General features: G+C 68.5%; 17 protein-coding genes. 9 read left to right on the top strand and 8 right to left on the bottom strand.

From position 1 onward, the window contains the following. Nucleotides 1-42: 42 nt before the first annotated feature. From gyrB to dnaA, 6 genes are all read right to left on the bottom strand, one after another. Nucleotides 43-2,112: a DNA topoisomerase (ATP-hydrolyzing) subunit B gene (gyrB, locus tag ACH4UK_RS18330; protein ID WP_398357436.1), complete on the bottom strand. Its 2,070-nt coding sequence runs from the start codon at nucleotides 2,110-2,112 to the stop codon at nucleotides 43-45. Between the two features lie 458 nt (nucleotides 2,113-2,570). Continuing rightward, nucleotides 2,571-3,074: a DUF721 domain-containing protein gene (locus ACH4UK_RS18325; RefSeq protein WP_398357767.1), complete on the bottom strand. Its 504-nt coding sequence runs from the start codon at nucleotides 3,072-3,074 to the stop codon at nucleotides 2,571-2,573. Nucleotides 3,075-3,277: 203 nt separating this feature from the next. Then, on the bottom strand, nucleotides 3,278-4,408 hold the full coding sequence (gene recF, locus ACH4UK_RS18320; RefSeq protein WP_398357434.1) for a DNA replication/repair protein RecF: 1,131 nt from the start codon (nucleotides 4,406-4,408) through the stop codon (nucleotides 3,278-3,280). Between the two features lie 77 nt (nucleotides 4,409-4,485). Beyond that, nucleotides 4,486-5,364, bottom strand: a complete 879-nt coding sequence (gene gnd / locus ACH4UK_RS18315) for a phosphogluconate dehydrogenase (NAD(+)-dependent, decarboxylating) (RefSeq protein ID WP_103509458.1) — start codon at nucleotides 5,362-5,364, stop codon at nucleotides 4,486-4,488. A gap of 160 nt (nucleotides 5,365-5,524) precedes the next feature. After that, on the bottom strand, nucleotides 5,525-6,655 hold the full coding sequence (gene dnaN / locus ACH4UK_RS18310; RefSeq protein WP_398357432.1) for a DNA polymerase III subunit beta: 1,131 nt from the start codon (nucleotides 6,653-6,655) through the stop codon (nucleotides 5,525-5,527). A gap of 929 nt (nucleotides 6,656-7,584) precedes the next feature. Further along, nucleotides 7,585-9,444, bottom strand: coding sequence for a chromosomal replication initiator protein DnaA (gene dnaA, locus ACH4UK_RS18305; RefSeq protein ID WP_398357431.1), 1,860 nt, complete (start codon nucleotides 9,442-9,444; stop codon nucleotides 7,585-7,587). 381 nt (nucleotides 9,445-9,825) lie between these two features. On the opposite strand from dnaA, the gene rpmH reads away from it, so the two are divergent. The 9 genes from rpmH to ACH4UK_RS18260 all read left to right on the top strand — a co-directional run bounded on the left by rpmH (nucleotide 9,826) and on the right by ACH4UK_RS18260 (nucleotide 16,747). Continuing rightward, on the top strand, nucleotides 9,826-9,963 hold the full coding sequence (gene rpmH / locus ACH4UK_RS18300; protein ID WP_003967884.1) for a 50S ribosomal protein L34: 138 nt from the start codon (nucleotides 9,826-9,828) through the stop codon (nucleotides 9,961-9,963). Nucleotides 9,964-9,982: 19 nt separating this feature from the next. Next, nucleotides 9,983-10,354, top strand: coding sequence for a ribonuclease P protein component (gene rnpA / locus ACH4UK_RS18295; RefSeq protein ID WP_003967883.1), 372 nt, complete (start codon nucleotides 9,983-9,985; stop codon nucleotides 10,352-10,354). Beyond that, nucleotides 10,351-10,710 (top strand): membrane protein insertion efficiency factor YidD, encoded by a 360-nt coding sequence (yidD, locus tag ACH4UK_RS18290; protein WP_006125986.1) that lies wholly within the window; start codon nucleotides 10,351-10,353, stop codon nucleotides 10,708-10,710. Before rnpA ends, yidD begins: the two co-directional genes overlap by 4 nt. A 3-nt stretch (nucleotides 10,711-10,713) precedes the next feature. Further along, a complete protein-coding gene (gene yidC, locus ACH4UK_RS18285; protein ID WP_398357429.1) occupies nucleotides 10,714-11,976 on the top strand; it encodes a membrane protein insertase YidC in 1,263 nt (420 codons plus the stop codon). A gap of 14 nt (nucleotides 11,977-11,990) precedes the next feature. Beyond that, nucleotides 11,991-12,506 carry a protein jag gene (locus ACH4UK_RS18280; protein WP_398357427.1) on the top strand — a complete coding sequence of 172 codons (516 nt, stop codon included), beginning with the start codon at nucleotides 11,991-11,993 and terminating at the stop codon, nucleotides 12,504-12,506. Nucleotides 12,507-12,615: 109 nt separating this feature from the next. Next, nucleotides 12,616-13,332, top strand: coding sequence for a 16S rRNA (guanine(527)-N(7))-methyltransferase RsmG (rsmG, locus tag ACH4UK_RS18275; protein ID WP_398357425.1), 717 nt, complete (start codon nucleotides 12,616-12,618; stop codon nucleotides 13,330-13,332). 327 nt (nucleotides 13,333-13,659) lie between these two features. Continuing rightward, a complete protein-coding gene (locus tag ACH4UK_RS18270) occupies nucleotides 13,660-14,736 on the top strand; it encodes a ParA family protein (RefSeq protein ID WP_078585112.1) in 1,077 nt (358 codons plus the stop codon). Further along, nucleotides 14,733-15,827, top strand: coding sequence for a ParB/RepB/Spo0J family partition protein (locus ACH4UK_RS18265; RefSeq protein WP_398357423.1), 1,095 nt, complete (start codon nucleotides 14,733-14,735; stop codon nucleotides 15,825-15,827). Before ACH4UK_RS18270 ends, ACH4UK_RS18265 begins: the two co-directional genes overlap by 4 nt. A 302-nt stretch (nucleotides 15,828-16,129) precedes the next feature. Then, nucleotides 16,130-16,747 carry a GNAT family N-acetyltransferase gene (locus tag ACH4UK_RS18260; RefSeq protein ID WP_398357421.1) on the top strand — a complete coding sequence of 206 codons (618 nt, stop codon included), beginning with the start codon at nucleotides 16,130-16,132 and terminating at the stop codon, nucleotides 16,745-16,747. A gap of 96 nt (nucleotides 16,748-16,843) precedes the next feature. Here ACH4UK_RS18260 and trxA read toward each other — a convergent pair whose 3' ends face one another. Together trxA and trxB are read right to left on the bottom strand one after the other, a co-directional pair. Then, nucleotides 16,844-17,176 carry a thioredoxin gene (gene trxA / locus ACH4UK_RS18255; protein WP_018957328.1) on the bottom strand — a complete coding sequence of 111 codons (333 nt, stop codon included), beginning with the start codon at nucleotides 17,174-17,176 and terminating at the stop codon, nucleotides 16,844-16,846. A gap of 45 nt (nucleotides 17,177-17,221) precedes the next feature. Continuing rightward, nucleotides 17,222-18,193, bottom strand: coding sequence for a thioredoxin-disulfide reductase (trxB, locus tag ACH4UK_RS18250; RefSeq protein WP_398357419.1), 972 nt, complete (start codon nucleotides 18,191-18,193; stop codon nucleotides 17,222-17,224). Nucleotides 18,194-18,298 lie beyond the last annotated feature (105 nt).

Genomic DNA, 18,298 nt, shown 5'->3' with positions numbered 1-18,298 from the left:
GTCAAAGTCCTTTCGAGCTGCGGCGTCGCTGGTACGGCCGACTCAGATGTCGAGGAAGCGGACGTCCTTGGCATTGCGCTGGATGAACGAGCGCCGTGCCTCGACGTCCTCACCCATGAGCACCGAGAACAGGTCGTCGGCCTGCGCCGCGTCGTCCAGAGTGACCTGGCCGAGGACCCGGTGGTCGACGTCCATGGTCGTGACGCGCAGCTCTTCGGCGTTCATCTCGCCGAGGCCCTTGAAGCGCTGGATCGAGTCTTCCTTGATCCGCTTGCCGTTCTGCTTGCCGAGCGCCACCAGGGCGTCGCGCTCCCGGTCCGAGTACGCGTACTCGAAGTCGTCCCGGCCCCACTTGATCTTGTAGAGCGGCGGGCGCGAGAGGTAGACGTGCCCGGCCTCCACCAACGGCCGCATGAAGCGGAAGAGGAAGGTCAGCAGGAGCGTGTTGATGTGCTGGCCGTCGACGTCGGCGTCCGCCATCAGAATGATCTTGTGATAGCGGAGCTTCTCGATGTCGAAGTCCTCGTGGACCCCGGTGCCGAACGCCGAGATCAGCGCCTGGACCTCGGTGTTCTGGAGGATCTTGTCGATCCGGGCCTTCTCGACGTTCAGGATCTTGCCGCGGATGGGCAGGATCGCCTGGTACATCGGGTTGCGGCCGGACTTCGCCGAACCGCCGGCGGAGTCACCCTCGACGATGAAGATCTCGCACTTGGTCGGGTCGTTCGACTGGCAGTCGCTGAGCTTGCCCGGCAGCGAGGCGCTCTCCAGGAGCCCTTTGCGCCGCGTCAGGTCGCGCGCCTTGCGGGCCGCCACCCGGGCGGTCGAGGCGGCGATGCCCTTGCGGATGATGTCGGCGGCCTCGTTGGGATTCCGGTCGAACCAGTCCGTCAGCTGCTCGTGGACGACCTTCTGCACGAAGGTCTTGGCCTCCGTGTTGCCCAGCTTGGTCTTCGTCTGGCCCTCGAACTGCGGCTCGCCCAGCTTCACCGAGATGATCGCGGTGAGACCCTCGCGGACGTCCTCACCGGTGAGGTTGTCGTCCTTCTCGCGGAGCAGCTTCTTGTCGCGCGCGTACCGGTTGACCAGCGAGGTCAGCGCCGCACGGAAGCCCTCCTCGTGCGTGCCGCCCTCGTGCGTGTGGATCGCGTTGGCGAAGGAGTAGACGCCTTCGGTGTACTGCGTGTTCCACTGCATGGCGATCTCGGCCGAGAGGAGACGGTCCTTGTCCTCGGCCTCGATGTCGATCACCGACTGGTGAATGACGTCGCCCTTGCGGGAGTTGAGGTACTTCACGAAATCGACGATGCCGTTTTCGTAGTGGTACGTGACCGAGCGAGCGGCTTCCTCCTCCGCGGGCTCGACCGCGTCCGCGCTGTCCGCGCCCGCCGTCGCCTTCGCCGACTCCCGCTCGTCGGTGAGCTGGAGGGTGAGGCCCTTGTTGAGGAACGCCATCTCCTGGAAGCGGCGCGAGAGGGTCTCGAAGCTGTACTCGGTGGTCTCGAAGATGTCCCCGTCGGCCCAGAAGGTGACCGACGTACCGGTCTCCTCGGTGGCCTCGTGCTGGGCCAGATCGGCGGTCGGGACGCCGAGCTTGTAGTCCTGGGTCCAGCGGTAGCCGTCCGTCTTGACCTCGACGCAGACCCGGGTGGACAAAGCGTTGACGACGGAGACGCCGACGCCGTGTAGACCGCCGGAGACGGCGTAACCGCCGCCGCCGAACTTGCCGCCCGCGTGCAGGACGGTCAGCACGACCTCGACGGCCGGCTTTCCTTCGGACGGCACGATGCCGACCGGGATGCCCCGGCCGTTGTCGATCACGCGCACCCCGCCGTCGGCGAGGATCGTGACGTCGATGGTGTCCGCGTGGCCGGCCATCGCCTCGTCGACCGAGTTGTCGACGACTTCCTGCACGAGGTGGTGCAGGCCGCGCTCACCGGTCGAGCCGATGTACATGCCAGGTCGCTTGCGGACCGCGTCCAGCCCTTCCAGCACGGTGATCGCGCTGGCGTCGTACGAGGCGGTGACCTCGCCGCCCTCACCGGCTGTGGACGGAATGTTCTCGTTGGGGTTGCCGGAATCGGCCACGAAGCGCCCTTTCTGGCACAGCACAGGCCGTTCTCCGGACAGGCGGGAGCGGCTGCGTCGTTCGGCTTGTATCGACGACTCCCGCCTCAGCGGCGGGATTACTCACCAGTCTACCGGTAGCGCCGACATGAATGGGGGTTTGCCGGTACCTGAGTCCGCATGTGCCGCCCTGAATGAGCGCCTGACGACTCCCCATATTCAGGAAGGGTCCCCAAGAGGCCCTGACGGGCATTGAGCGCTTCGGCCAGTCAACCTCCCGCTACGGTGAGGAACAGTCCGGCCGTACCGCCCGGTTTCCTCGCGAGCGAACCATGACGAAACCGGCGTCACGCTCGCCCGGGACACGACAATTTTAGGCCGAAACCGCAGCTCAGGGTCGCCGAGCCGTGATCCTCACCGAAGCAGCGAGGAAGTGGCGGAGAAGCGGGAAACCCGACCGCGGGGCCCCGTCGGGCCGGACCTTCCCACCGGCGGGCCCGACCTCACCCGTAGGTGTCCCCCGGCCCCTTGCTGCCCGGCGCCCGCAGCGGACCGAACCGGCGCTCCGGGCCGCCCGGCCCGACCACCTTGATCATCCGTACGGTGCCCTGGCCCAGATCCGCGTTCAGCCGGGCCACCAGCTGCGGCGCCAGCAGCCGCAGCTGCGTCGCCCACGCCGTCGAGTCACAGCTCACGGTCAGCACCCGGGCCTCCGGGTCGTCGTCGTACCGCAGCGGTACGCAGTGGTTCGCCAGGTCGTCGCCGACGATCTGCGGCCACCGCCCCATCACCCCGCCGACCGCGGCGGGCGTCTCCCAGCCCCGCTCGGTGATCAGCCGGTTGATCGCGGAACCCAGCGCCTGCGGATCCCGGCCGTCCGACCGGGCCCCCGAGCGCAGCCCACCGCCCCGCCGGGCCTGCTTCTTCTGCTGGGCCGCCGCGCCCCGCGCCCTGGCCTGCTCCTTCGCCGCCCGCAAGGCGACCCGGGCGAGATCGACCCCGGTCACCTCGGGCGGCTTCGACGCCCCGGCGGACTCCCCGGAAACGGCCGGATCCGGCAGGGCCTCTCCCGCGCCACCGGGCCCCTCGGACCGGTCCGCGCCCACGCCCTTCGCGCGGGCCGCACCCGCGCTGTCCGCGCGGGAGGCTCCCGTACGGCCCCCGCGGGAGGCCGATCCCCGGCGGCCCGCCGTGCTATCGCCCCGGCCGGTCATACGCGCTTCACCTCGCCCGCGGTCACCGCGTACCGCGTCCCCGCCAGCACGCCCGGAACGTCCTCCGCCACCGCGGCCGTCACGAGCACCTGCTCGCCCGGCGCCACCAGCTCCGCCAGCCGCTCCCGGCGGCGGGCGTCCAGCTCGGCGAAGACGTCGTCCAGGACCAGCACCGGCTCGTTGCCCTCGGAGCGCAACAGCTCGTAACTGGCCAGCCGCAGCGCCAGCGCGAAACTCCAGGACTCGCCGTGACTCGCGTACCCCTTCGCCGGCATCGACCGCAGACTGAGCACCAGGTCGTCGCGGTGCGGGCCCACCAGCGTCACGCCCCGCTCGATCTCCTGCTTGCGGACCCCCACGAGCGCCGCGATCACCTGCTCGTACAGCTCGTCGCGGGTACGCCCGGGACCCACGTCCTCGCCGACCGAACTGCGGTACTCCAGCGCCACCGGACCGCCGCCCGGCGCGACGTCCCCGTACGCCTTGTCGGCCAGCGGCTGGAGCGTGGCGATCAGATCGAGACGCTGCGCGAGCAGCTCCGCGCCCACCCGCCCCAGGTGCTGGTCCCAGACGTCGAGGGTGGACAGGTCCATCGAGCGGCCGCCGTGCCGCCGGGCCATCGCAGCCGACTTCAGCAGGGTGTTGCGCTGCTTGAGCACCCGCTCGTAGTCCGAGCGGACCCCGGCCATCCGGGGCGAACGCGCCGTGATCAGCTCGTCCAGGAACCGCCGTCGCTCGCCGGGGTCGCCCTTGACCAGGGCCAGATCCTCCGGGGCGAACAGCACGGTCCGCACGATGCCGAGCACATCACGCGGTCTGACCTGCGAAGACCTGTTGATACGGGCCCGATTGGCGCGGCCGGGGGTCAGCTCAAGCTCGATCAGCTGCGAACGCTCGCCCTGCGTCACCGCCGCGCGGATCACCGCCCGCTCCGCGCCCATCCGCACCAGCGGGGCGTCCGAGGAGACCCGGTGGCTGCCGAGGGTGGCGAGATAGCCGACGGCCTCGACGAGGTTGGTCTTGCCCTGTCCGTTGGGCCCCACGAACGCGGTGACGCCCGGGTCGAGAGGAACCTCGACCCGGGCGTACGAGCGGAAGTCGGCCAGCGAGAGATGGGTGACATGCATGTGCGCCGACCTCCCGGGCCTTTCCGTTCCGCTGTGTCGTGCTGTGTCGCCGGCGCCGCAGGGTGCCGGCGGCGGGGTTACTTCTTGTTCTCGACCGCGTGCCCGCCGAACTGGTTGCGCAGCGCGGCGATCATCTTCATCTGCGGCGAGTCGTCCTGCCGCGAGGCGAACCGCGCGAACAGCGACGCCGTGATCGCGGGCAGCGGCACCGCGTTGTCGATCGCGGCCTCCACCGTCCAGCGGCCCTCGCCCGAGTCGGCGGCGAAGCCACGGAGCTTGTCCAGGTGCTCGTCGTCGTCCAGCGCGTTCACCGCGAGGTCGAGCAGCCAGGAACGGATGACCGTGCCCTCCTGCCAGGAGCGGAAGACCTCGCGCACGTCGGTGACGGAGTCGACCTTCTCCAGCAGCTCCCAGCCCTCGGCGTAGGCCTGCATCATGGCGTACTCGATGCCGTTGTGGACCATCTTCGCGAAGTGGCCGGCCCCGACCTTGCCCGCGTGCACCGAACCGAAGTCGCCCTCGGGCTTCAGCGCGTCGAAGATCGGCTGGACCTTCGCCACGTTCTCCTCGGTGCCGCCGTACATCAGGGCGTAGCCGTTCTCCAGACCCCAGACGCCACCGGAGACACCGCAGTCGACGAATCCGATGTCCTTGATGCCCAGCTCGACGGCGTGCTTCTCGTCGTCGGTCCAGCGCGAGTTCCCACCGTCGACGACGACGTCGCCGGGCGAGAGCAGCGCGGCCAGCTCGTCGATCGTGGACTGGGTCGCGGCACCGGCCGGAACCATGACCCACACGACCCGCGGGCCCTTCAGCTTGCCCACAAGCTCTTCGAGACTGTGGACATCGGCGACATCCGGGTTGCGGTCGTAACCGATGACGGTGTGGCCTGCGCGGCGGATGCGCTCGCGCATGTTGCCGCCCATCTTGCCGAGGCCGACGAGACCGAGCTCCATCAGAGATTCCTTAAGCGTCGTGGCGATAAGCGTCGGGGCTGTGTGCCCGGGACCGAGCCTACGCCCGGCCGGGGACAGCACGGCGGGCCCGCTCCGCGCCGAGCGGGCCCGCCGAGAACTGCCGCAGGACGGCCCCCCGGTCGGCCGGGGGAAGCCGCTGTCAGCCGGAGAGGCGCACCGGCATGATCAGGTACTTGTACGCGTCGTCCGCCTCGGCGTCGACGGCCGGGCGGCCGCTGAGCAGGGCGGGCTTGGTGGACGTGGTGAACGAGAGCTGCGCGACGGGGGAGTCGATGGCGCTCAGACCGTCCAGCAGGAACGTCGGGTTGAAGGCGATCGAGATGTCGTCGCCCTCCAGCACCGCGTCGACGCGCTCCACAGCCTGTGCGTCGTCGCTGGAACCGGCTTCCAGGATGAGCACGCCCTGCTCGAAGCTGAGCCGTACGGGGGTGTTGCGCTCGGCGACCAGGGCCACGCGCTTGACGGCCTCGACGAAGGGGGCCGTCTCGATCACCGCGACGGAGTTGAACTCGGTCGGGAAGAGCGTGCGGTACTTCGGCAGGTCGCCCTCGAGCAGCCGGGTGGTCGTGCGACGGCCGGCGCCCTCGAAACCGATCAGGCCCTCGCCCGCACCGGAGCCGGAGAGCGCCAGGGTGACCGTGTCGCCGCTGGTGAGTGCCTTCGCGGTGTCCAGGAGCGTCTTGGCGGGCACCAAGGCGACCGCCGAGATGTCGGCGCTCTCGGGCTTCCACAGGAACTCACGGACGGCGAAGCGGTAGCGGTCGGTGGAGGCGAGGGTGACCGTGTCGCCCTCGATCTCGATCCGTACGCCGGTGAGCACGGGCAGCGTGTCGTCGCGGCCCGCGGCGATGGCGACCTGGGCGGCGGCCGAGGCGAAGACCTCACCGGGGACGGTGCCCGTGGCGGTCGGCATCTGCGGCAGCGCGGGGTACTCCTCCACCGGCAGTGTGTGGAGGGTGAAGCGCGAGGAGCCGCAGACGACCGTGGCCCGCACACCGTCGGTGGAGATCTCCACCGGGCGGTTGGGCAGGGCGCGGCAGATGTCGGCGAGCAGCCGGCCCGAGACGAGCACCGTGCCGTCCTCGTCGATCTCCGCGTCGACGGAGACCCTGGCGGAGACCTCGTAGTCGAAGCTGGAGAAGCTGAGAGCCCCGTCCTCGGCCTTCAGCAGAAGGCCCGCGAGAACGGGCGCCGGCGGACGGGCCGGGAGGCTGCGGGCCACCCAGGCCACCGCCTCCGCGAGTACATCGCGCTCCACCCGGATCTTCACCGGAACCGCCTCCTGCTGTTGCTCGCTCGCCCTGCTGGCCTTCGTCGTCTGGACCGGAGCTCCCTGCCGAGGGCTGGGGAGGCTCCGGGGTCCAGTCTGACGTACCGCGCCGACAGTCGTTGCTGCTCGGGGTCAAGTCGGGCCAAGAGCTTCGCGGCGGTCGAAGGTCGAGTTGTACACAGGCCCCACTTCGAAGCTGATTCCTGGCTAACTCTGGGTGGTAGTAGTAGTAGGCCTTGTGGATACCGTGGATAACGTCGTTTTCGCAGGTCAACGACTGTTTTTTGTCCACCGGTCCTGTGGGTGGCGCCCGTGGACAACCGGGGCTTTCTGTGGACGGGCGAAAGTTCTGCACACCCGATGCACAGGAGGGGGCCACTTCTCCCCAGGCCTGTCCCCAGCTTTACCCACGTTCCCCACAGCCCAACCGACCACCTTGGTGTGACGCCTTTCACTCCGGACGGTGAGAGCGTGTGTTGCGTTGCCGAACAGTGGACAGGGGTGTGGAGAAGCTGGGGACAACACGGCTCGGCCTGTGGGTCGCCGGTGGACAACATCGGCGACCCCCTGTGGACGAGAATTCTGTCCACAGGCTGTGGATCACGGTTGACCACAAATCCCCAGCCACGTGACCTGGCCTGATGGAGTATCGGCAGCCCGGCCTGTGGACGCAATATGGACAACTTCCCGGTCCCCAGGCTGTGGACGGAAAATTCCCGGCACATCTGTGGAGAAGGGCCTCTGAGCAGCCCGGATTCGAACAGCGGGGCTTCGGGGAGGCGTTCGGCGCGGGCGCTGGGAGGCCGGTGGCGGGCCCCGGGGAGCCGGCTGCGGGCCCCGGGAACGCGAAAAAGCGCCTGCCGCGGACCGTGGAGGTCAGCGACAGGCGCCTTTGAGGAGCGCGCCCGGAGAAGCCGGGGAAGCCGGCGTCAGCCGTTCTTGATGCGGTTGGTCAGCTCGGTGACCTGGTTGTAGATGGAGCGGCGCTCCGCCATCAGCGCCCGGATCTTCCGGTCCGCGTGCATCACCGTCGTATGGTCGCGGCCGCCGAACTGCGCACCGATCTTCGGCAGCGAGAGGTCGGTCAGCTCCCGGCACAGATACATGGCGATCTGGCGCGCCGTCACCAGGACCCGGCTGCGCGAGGATCCGCAGAGGTCGTCCACGGTGAGGCCGAAGTAGTCCGCGGTCGCCGCCATGATGGCCGGCGCGGTGATCTCCGGGGCCGACTCCTCGCCGCCCGGGATCAGGTCCTTCAGGACGATCTCGGTCAGACCGAGATCCACCGGCTGCCGGTTCAGGGAGGCGAAGGCGGTCACCCGGATCAGGGCGCCCTCCAGCTCACGGATGTTGCGCGAGATCCGCGAGGCGATGAACTCCAGGACCTCGGGCGGGGCGTTGAGCTGCTCCTGCACCGCCTTCTTCCTGAGGATCGCGATCCGGGTCTCCAGCTCGGGCGGCTGGACGTCGGTGGTCAGGCCCCACTCGAAGCGGTTGCGCAGCCGGTCCTCCAGCGTCACCAGCTGCTTGGGCGGCCGGTCCGAGGAGAGCACGATCTGCTTGTTCGCGTTGTGCAGCGTATTGAAGGTGTGGAAGAACTCCTCCTGCGTCGACTCCTTGCTCGCCAGGAACTGGATGTCGTCGACCAGCAGGATGTCCACGTCGCGGTAGCGCTTGCGGAAGGTGTCGCCCTTGCCGTCGCGGATCGAGTTGATGAACTCGTTGGTGAACTCCTCCGAGCTCACGTACCGCACGCGGGTCCCCGGGTAGAGGCTGCGGGCGTAGTGGCCGATGGCGTGCAGCAGGTGGGTCTTGCCGAGCCCCGACTCCCCGTAGATGAAGAGGGGGTTGTACGCCTTCGCGGGCGCCTCGGCGACGGCGACGGCCGCGGCGTGCGCGAACCGGTTGGACGCCCCGATGACGAAGGTGTCGAAGAGGTACTTCGGGTTCAGCCGGGCGTGCGGTTCGCCGGGGCCCGGCGCGGGGGCCGGCTGGGCTCCCATCGGGCCGGGGACCGAGCCGCCGGTCCGGCCGGGGCCGTGGCGGTGCTGCGGCTGCTGGTCCTGCCGGTCGGGGCGCTGCTGCTCGTACCCCTGGTGCTCGGGCGGCTGCGACCGGTAGTCGCGCTGCGGCTGCTGGGGGCGCCCGGAGCCGTACGGCTCGCGCCACTGCTCGGAGGGCTGCTCGCGGTACTGCTCGTTCTCCCGGTACGCATCGGACTCGCGGTAGGGCTCGCCGGAGGGCTGCTCGCGGTCCTGGTACCCGCCGTGCCGCGGCTGCTGCCAGGAGAGGTCCTCCTGGGTACGCGGCCAGGCGCCGGGCTCCGGGCGCTGCTGCTGGTAGTCGGGGTAGGCCGGGCGGGCCGTCGGCATGCCGTCGTCGGAGGGCCGGTGACCGTATCCGTCGTAGGACTCGCCCCGCGCCGCGTCCTCGCGCGGCTGCGCCGGGTAGCGGTGGCCCTGCTGGCTCTGGTGCGACTGGTGCATGGGGGGCGCCGGCGGAGCGGGCGGTTCGCCCGCTGAGTCGTCGACGGTGATCGCGATCCGGATGGGGCGGCCGCACTCCCGGGTCAGCGTCTCGCTGATGAGCGGCGCGAGCCGGCCCTCCAGGACGCGCTTGCCCCATTCATTGGGAACGGCCAGCAGTGCGGTGTCGGCGACGAGTGCCAGCGGCTGGCAGCGTTCGATCCACTGCTTGTCCTTCGGCTCGATGCCCTGCTGGCCTTCCCCGAGGAGTTGTTCCAGCACTCGCGGCCACACTGCGGCAAGATCGGCAGGTACGTCAGCCACAAGGCACGCTCTCTCGCAGGTCCCACGAATGTGTGGTTCTCGGGACGGGATGGGTCGGGTCGGGTGAGGCCCGGCAGTCGGGAAGGAAAAGAACCGGAGTCCAGCCACGGTAGTCAGGCCGACCCGCGCGGTTCAAGTTGTTGTCCACAGGCTGTGCACAATGAGGGGTCGAGCCAACCCGGTTTGACCGGATGGCGTAGCCGCGCGTACCGTGACCAGGTCGAGTTGTCGATGGCTGCTGCCGCCTGCCTCCGATGGGCAAAGATCACGATCTGTGATTGTGAAGCGGTGCACTAAGGCGTTTACGCGAGTTCCTCGTGGGCGCACGGTGACAGCCAGGCGATGTCCCGCCAACACACGAATCATTTCTGGAGCCCCCGAGTGAGCAAGCGCACCTTCCAGCCGAACAACCGTCGTCGCGCCAAGACCCATGGCTTCCGGCTGCGCATGCGTACCCGTGCCGGCCGTGCGATTCTCGCGAACCGCCGTGGCAAGGGCCGCAGCAGCCTGTCCGCCTGATCGCTTACAGGTCCATGACGTGCTGCCTACCGAGAATCGGCTGAGGCGGCGCGAGGACTTCGCGACCGCGGTACGACGAGGACGTCGAGCCGGACGTCCGCTGCTCGTCGTCCATCTACGCAGCGGTGATACGGACCCGCACGTGACGGGGGAGACTGTTCCCCCGCCGCGTGCGGGTTTCGTTGTCAGCAAGGCCGTGGGGGGCGCCGTCGTCCGTACCGCGGTGAAGCGGAGGCTTCGCCACCTGGTCCGCGACCGGCTGGCTCAGCTGCCCCCCGGTAGCCTTGTTGTCGTACGGGCGCTGCCCGGTGCGGGCGACGCCGATCATGCACAGCTGGCCCGAGACCTGGACGCCGCTCTTCAGCGGCTGCTGGGAGGGGGCGCGCGATGAAGTACCCGCTGCTGGCTCTCATCAAGCTGTACCAGTGGACGATCAGTCCACTCCTCGGGCCTGTCTGCCGTTACTACCCGTCGTGTTCCCACTATGGATATACGTCGATCGACAGGCACGGTGCCATCAAGGGAACAGCGCTGACAGCCTGGCGCATCCTGCGGTGCAATCCGTGGTCACCCGGTGGTGTGGATCATGTTCCGCCACGCAAGCGTCCGCGGTGGCACGAGTTGCTGCGCAACGCCCTGCGCGGCGAAAAGGGCGGGGAGTCCGCCGCTGATGTGCCGTCCGGGGGGTCGGTCTCCGAACCTCCGAGCCCGGCCGCAGAGACCTCGCCCAATGCTCAAGGAGCCTGATTAGTGGACACGATTGCCAGTCTGTTCAGCTTTATCACCACACCCGTCTCATGGGTCATCGTTCAGTTCCACAAGGTCTACGGGGCGCTCTTCGGCGACGACTCCGGATGGGCCTGGGGCCTGTCGATCGTGTCCCTGGTGGTGCTGATCCGGATCTGCCTGATCCCGCTCTTCGTGAAGCAGATCAAGTCGACCCGCAACATGCAGGTGCTCCAGCCGAAGATGAAGGCGATCCAGGAGCGCTACAAGAACGACAAGCAGCGTCAGTCCGAAGAGATGATGAAGCTGTACAAGGAGACGGGCACCAACCCGCTCTCCTCGTGTCTTCCCATCCTGGCGCAGTCCCCGTTCTTCTTCGCCCTGTATCACGTGCTGTCGTCCATCGCCTCGGGCAAGAAGATCGGGGCGATCAACCAGGACCTGCTGGACAGCGCGCGTCAGGCACACATCTTCGGCGCCCCGCTGGCCGCGAAGTTCACTGACAGCGTCGAGAAGGTCACCTCGCTCGACGCCTCTCTGATGGACGTCCGGATCGTCACCGCGATCATGATCGTGCTGATGTCGGCCTCGCAGTTCTTCACCCAGCGCCAGCTGATGACGAAGAACGTCGACCTGACGGTGAAGACCCCGTACATGCAGCAGCAGAAGATGCTGATGTACATCTTCCCGGTCATCTTCGCCGTGATGGGCATCAACTTCCCCGTCGGTGTCCTCGTCTACTGGCTGACCACGAACGTCTGGACCATGGGTCAGCAGATGTACGTGATCAACCAGAACCCGACGCCGGGCAGCAAGGCGCAGGACGCCTACCTCCAGCGGGTCCTCAAGAGCGTGACCTCCCACGAGCAGGTGCGCGGCCGCACCCGGCGCAACACCGTCAAGGCGATCGTCGCCAAGGGTCCCGACCGCAACGACATCGAGCGCAAGTTCATCACCGGTCTCGGCAAGCTGGGTCTCGCGGCCCAGGAGGACGGCACCGTGGAGAAGAGCGAGACCGCCGCCGTCGACGCCGAGGGCAGCCAGGCGCACAAGCGCCAGCAGCCCAAGCGTCAGACCAAGGCGAAGCGCCAGACGGCCACCGCCACGGCCGGTGGAGTCAAGGACACGGAGTCGGCTGCCGACTCCAAGACCTCGCTCGAGAAGAAGGACGCACCGCAGGACGACCAGCCGAAGTCGGCGGGCAAGCCCGCCTCCGGCTCCTCACGCCAAGCCAAGTCCGGACAGCGCAAGGGCCCGCAGCGGCCCAAGCACCCGTCCAAGAAGTAAGAAGGAGTCCATCCGTGACGGAAGGCACCACTTCCACGGCCGCCGCTGAGGCCGGCAGCGACACTCTGACCCGCCTGGAGCAGGAGGGCGAGATCGCGGCCGACTACCTCGAGGGACTGCTCGACATCGCCGACCTCGACGGCGACATCGACATGGACGTCGAGGCGGACCGGGCCGCGGTGTCGATCATCAGCGAATCGGCACGCGAACTGCAGAAGCTCGTGGGCCGCGACGGTGAGGTCCTGGAGGCGCTCCAGGAGCTGACGCGGCTGGCCGTCCACCGGGAGACCGGCGACCGCAGCCGTCTGATGCTGGACATCGGCGGCTTCCGGGCCAAGAAGCGCGAGATCCTCGCGGAGCTGGGTGCCAAGGCCGCGGACGCGGTCAAGAGCTCGGGCGAGCCGGTGAAGCTGGATCCGATGACGCCGTTCGAGCGCAAGGTCGTGCACGACGCGATCGCCGCGGCCGGTCTCCGGAGCGAGTCGGAGGGCGAGGAACCGCAGCGCTTCGTCGTCGTTCTCCCGGCCTGACCGGATCCTTGTACTGTCGGCCCCGTCTGTTCGCAGGCGGGGCCGATCTTTGTCAGCCTGATAGTCAGCCACCCACAGTGCGCTAGTGCGGTATGGAAGGACGGTCCCCGTGACGGAGGCAGCAGAGCTCCCCCAGGCACCTGAAGAGGCGCAGGCGGTATTCGGAGAGCTCTTCCCGGAGGCTGTCCGGTACGCGGAGCTTCTTGCGGATGCGGGGGTCAAGCGAGGCCTGATCGGGCCGCGTGAGGTCCCCAGGCTGTGGGAGCGGCACCTGCTGAACTGCGCGGTGCTCTCCGAGGTCGTGCCCGAGGGCGTCACCGTCTGCGACGTGGGTTCGGGCGCGGGTCTGCCCGGCATCCCGCTGGCGCTGGTGCGTCCCGATCTCAAGATCACTCTGCTGGAGCCGCTGCTCCGGCGGACGAACTTCCTCCAGGAGGTCGTGGAGCTGCTCGGCCTGGACCATGTGACGGTCGTGCGCGGCCGGGCCGAGGAGGTTCTCGGGACGCTTCAGCCCGTTCATGTGGTGACCGCCCGTGCGGTGGCTCCGCTGGACCGGCTGGCGGGCTGGGGTGTGCCCCTGCTGAAGCCGTACGGGGAGATGCTCGCGCTCAAGGGGGACACCGCCGAGGAGGAGATCAACGGTGCCAGGGCCGCGCTGAGCAAGCTCGGCGTACTGGAGACCGAGGTGCTTCAGGTCGGCGAAGGCGTGGTGGATCCACTGTCCACGGTGGTCCGTGTCGTGGTGGGCGAGAGCCCCGGCGGTGTGAGGTTCGCCGCAAAGAGAGTCAAGGCCGCCCGGACGGGCCGCACGCGCAGGCGTCGCTGACGGGGCACTGCTCGGCGACATCGCCGTCCGTCCGGCAGCCCGAGAGGTCGACTGAAATGCGTCATCTATTGCTTCCTGTGCCACTTAGCAGCGATTCAGCCGGAAAGTAGCGATACATACCCCGTGCGGAGTGTCGTGGCCTGGTAGTTGCCTCGCGGGGGCATCGTGTTTCACGTGAAACGTCGCTCTCTGCTGCAGGGAATCATCGGCCGCGGTCGTGCGGCTGCCACGCCGCGCGACCGCAAGCCCGGACGGGTTGCCGAGTTGTCCACACGCACGGATTCATCCACAGAACAGCGGGCCTCGCTGGTTCACGACCCCGAAAGCATGGCAGGCTCTGTTCATTGCGAGCCTGAAGTCGAGGAGAGTGAATCCTTGCGGTCCGACGCCAACATCGCGGGACCGATGACCGACCCGGTCCCCGGTCCCCGAACCGAGTCCGTGGGTGAGGGTGTTTCACGTGAAACACCGCCGCCGATGGACGACACACCCATTGGTCGTGCTGCTCAGCTGGCGGTCGAGGCCCTCGGCCGCGCCGGCGAAGGGCTGCCCCGTCCTGACCGCACCCGCGTCATGGTGGTGGCCAACCAGAAGGGTGGGGTCGGCAAGACGACCACGACGGTCAACCTTGCCGCCTCCCTGGCCCTGCACGGCGCGCGCGTTCTGGTGGTCGACCTCGACCCGCAGGGCAACGCTTCCACGGCTCTGGGGATCGATCACCATGCCGATGTTCCCTCGATCTACGACGTCCTGGTGGAGAGCCGTCCGCTCTCCGAGGTGGTCCAGCCCGTACCGGACGTCGAAGGTCTCTTCTGCGCCCCCGCCACCATCGATCTCGCCGGTGCGGAGATCGAGCTGGTCTCGCTCGTGGCACGGGAGAGCCGACTCCAGCGGGCCATCCAGGCGTACGAGCAGCCGCTGGACTACATCCTCATCGACTGCCCGCCCTCGCTGGGCCTGCTGACGGTGAACGCGCTGGTGGCCGGGGCCGAGGTACTGATCCCTATCCAGTGCGAGTACTACGCGTTGGAAGGCCTGGGGCAGCTTCTGCGGAACGTCGACCTGGTCCGGGGCCACCTGAACCCGGATCTGCACGTCTCGACGATCCTGTTGACCATGTACGACGGTCGGACGAGGCTCGCCTCCCAGGTCGCCGAGGAGGTCCGTACCCACTTCGGCAAGGAGGTGCTGCGGACGAGCATCCCGCGGTCGGTGCGCATCTCGGAGGCGCCGAGCTACGGGCAGACCGTGCTGACCTACGACCCGGGATCCAGCGGTTCGCTCTCGTACCTCGAAGCCGCCCGGGAGATCGCTCTGCGGGGCGTCGGGGTGCACTACGAGGCCCAGCACGCCCACACCAGCAGTCAGAACAGCCAGCAGAACGTCTCGGAGGGCATTCAGTGAGTGAGCGTCGTAGAGGGCTGGGGCGTGGACTCGGTGCGCTGATCCCCGCCGCTCCCCAGGAGAAGCAGGTGTCGGCGCCCGGAGGCGGCGCGGCATCGTCCGGCACGGGTCCGGTCCTGACAGCGGAGCGCGGGGTGGCCGCGGCGAAGGTGACCGCACTGCCGTCCGTCCCCGTGGTGCCGGAGCCCGCGTCCGCCCCGGAGGACCGGTCCGAGCCGGATGTCGCGACGTCCGGCGCGTACTTCGCCGAGCTGCCGATCGGGACGATCACCCCCAACCGCCGCCAGCCCCGTGAGGTCTTCGACGAGGACGCGCTGGCCGAGCTGGTCGTCTCCATCAAGGAGGTCGGCCTCCTCCAGCCGGTCGTCGTCCGGAAGGTGGGCCCGGACCGCTACGAGCTCATCATGGGTGAGCGTCGGTGGCGGGCCTGTCGTGAAGCGGGCCTGGAGCGGATTCCCACCATCGTCCGCGCCACGGACGACGACAAGCTGCTGCTGGACGCGCTGCTGGAGAACCTCCACCGGGCTCAGCTGAACCCGCTGGAAGAGGCCGCTGCGTACGACCAGCTGCTCAAGGACTTCAACTGCACCCATGACCAGCTGGCCGACCGGATCGGCCGCTCCCGTCCGCAGGTGACGAACACGCTGAGGCTCCTGCGGCTTTCGCCGCCGGTGCAGCGCCGGGTCGCCGCAGGCGTCATCTCGGCCGGTCATGCCCGTGCCCTGCTGTCCGTGGACGACTCCGAGGAGCAGGACCGGCTGGCACACCGCATCGTGGCCGAGGGGCTTTCGGTGCGCGCGGTCGAGGAGATCGTGACGCTGATGGGCTCGCGCCCCACGGCCTCGCCGAAGTCCAAGGGACCGAGGGCCGGCGGCCGGCTGTCCCCCGCTCTGACCGACCTGGCGACCCGTCTGTCCGACCGCTTCGAGACCCGGGTGAAGGTCGACCTGGGGCAGAAGAAGGGCAAGATCGTCGTCGAGTTCGCCTCGATGGAGGATCTGGACCGGATTCTCGGCAGCCTCGCCCCGGGCGAGGGCCGTGTGCTGGAGAGTCGGCTCGCCGAGACGTCCGAGGACGACGACGAGGGCTGAGCACCGGGACCTTGGAAGGGCGGGCCGTGCGCCGGTGGATACCGGAACACGGCCCGCCCTTTGCCTTCTCTCGGTATCCGCATCACCTCTGGGTGGATACGATGCGTTCTGGGATGGCGCATCCATGGTGATCGACCTCAGAGGAGGGCGGAGGCCTTGCGAAGAGTGAGCCGCAGTCGGCTCGTCACGGTCGGGCTGGGCCTGGGCGCCGTCGGGGGATTCGTCGGCAGTCTGTTCCATGAACGGAGCGCGCTGGCAGCCGCACGTGATGTGGCGGGCGAAGGAAATGAGGAATCGCCGTCATGGGGCGTCGGCTCGTACCACTCACCCTGGACAACCTTCCGGATCTCCCCGAGCGTTGCCGCTCGTGCGTCTTCTGGGAGCTTGACCCGGTCAGTGGGGAAGCCGCGGTAAAAGCGGGCAAGCCGCAGTTGGAGAAGGAAGCCTGGATCTCCGCGGTCCTCCTGGAGTGGGGCTCCTGCGGCCGGGTGGTCTATGTGGACGACGTGCCGGTCGGCTTTGTGCTCTACGCCCCGCCGGCGTACGTCCCCCGCTCGACGGCTTTCCCGACGAGTCCGGTCTCCCCCGATGCCGTCCAGCTCATCACTGGGGCGATCATTCCCGAATACCAGGGCCAGGGGCTGGGCCGCGTCATGGTGCAGACGGTGGCCAAGGACGTCCTGCGCCGGGGCTTCAAGGCGATCGAAGCATTCGGAGACACGCGGTCCAAGCAGGCCACGTGCGTACTCCCCGCCGATCATCTCCTGGCCGTCGGCTTCAAGACCGTGCGGCCGCATCCCGTGTACCCGCGGCTGCGGCTGGATCTGCGGACGACGCTCTCCTGGAAGGAAGACGTGGAGATGGCGCTCGATCGGCTTCTGGGGGCGGTACAGAAGGAGCCGGTGCTGCGTCCGCTGTGATTGCCGTCCCGCCGTCGGCCGCCATGCGAAACGGGCCCGCCCTTCGAGGGTGGGCCCGTTTCACGTGAAACATCGAGCCGAGGTGCTGCTGCTCGGCTAGGCGCTGATGAAGCCTTCGAGGTCGCGAAGGATCGCGGCCTTCGGCTTGGCGCCGACGATGGTCTTGGCGACCTCGCCGCCCTGGTAGACGTTCAGGGTCGGGATGGACATCACGCCGTACTTGGCCGCGGTGGCCGGGTTCTCGTCGATGTTGAGCTTGACGATCTCGATCTGGTCGCCGTGCTCTGCTGCGATCGCCTCGAGCGAGGGGGCGATCTGGCGGCACGGGCCGCACCAGGCAGCCCAGAAGTCCACCAGAACAGGCTTGTCGCTCTTGAGGACGACCTCGTCGAAGGTGTCATCCGTAACGTGCTTCAGGTCGCCGGCCACGGCGGCCTCCTTAGTCTCTCGGGGTGTGGGGTGCGGTGCGGACGTTCAGACGACCGGGGTCTTCTCCGGCTCGGCGGGCTCCGAGTCGGCCAGGGCCGAGAGGAAGCGCTCGGCGTCCAGGGCGGCGGAGCAGCCGGTGCCCGCTGCGGTGATGGCCTGACGGTAGGTGTGGTCGACCACGTCTCCGGCGCCGAAGACACCCGTCAGGTTGGTGCGGGTGGAGGGGGCCTCGACCTTCAGATAGCCCTCGTCGTCGAGCTCCAGCTGGCCCTTGAAGAGCTCGGTGCGCGGGTCGTGTCCGACGGCGATGAACAGTCCGGTCACGGGGAGCTCGGACGTCTCGCCGGTCTTGGTGTTGCGCAGGGTCAGACCGGAGAGCTTCTGGTCGCCCTTGACCTCGGCGACCTCGCTGTCCCAGGCGAACTTGATCTTCGGGTCGGCGAAGGCCCGGTCCTGCATGGCCTTGGAGGCACGCAGGGTGTCACGGCGGTGGACGATGGTGACGGACTTGGCGAAGCGGGAGAGGAAGGTCGCCTCTTCCATCGCGGTGTCGCCGCCGCCGATCACGGCGATGTCATGGTCCTTGAAGAAGAAGCCGTCGCAGGTGGCGCACCAGGAGACGCCGCGTCCGGAGAGGGCGTCCTCGTTGGGCAGTCCGAGCTTGCGGTGCTGGGAGCCGGTCGTGACGATGACGGCCTTGGCGCGGTGGACGGTGCCCGCGGTGTCGGTGACCGTCTTGATCTCACCGGTGAGGTCGACCGAGACCACGTCGTCGGGGATCAGCTCGGCGCCGAAGCGCTCGGCCTGGGCCCGCATGTTGTCCATGAGCTCGGGGCCCATGATGCCGTCCTGGAAGCCGGGGAAGTTCTCCACGTCGGTGGTGTTCATCAGCGCACCGCCGGCCGTGACGGCGCCCTCGAAGACCAACGGGTTCAGCGAGGCGCGGGCGGTGTACAGCGCGGCGGTGTACCCGGCCGGTCCGGAGCCGATGATGATCACATTACGGACGTCGCTCACGGGTTTCTTCCTCGTTTCTGCAGACTGCCTAACCGCTGACGGGGTCGGTTCAACGACTCTCACCCCACCCAACGGATCCTACGGGTGATGCATTCCCGAACGTGC

The sequence above is a fragment of the Streptomyces sp. NPDC020884 genome (genome assembly GCF_044333935.1).
Lineage (GTDB): Bacteria > Actinomycetota > Actinomycetes > Streptomycetales > Streptomycetaceae > Streptomyces.
This window is presented reverse-complemented; position numbering and strand designations above follow the sequence as displayed.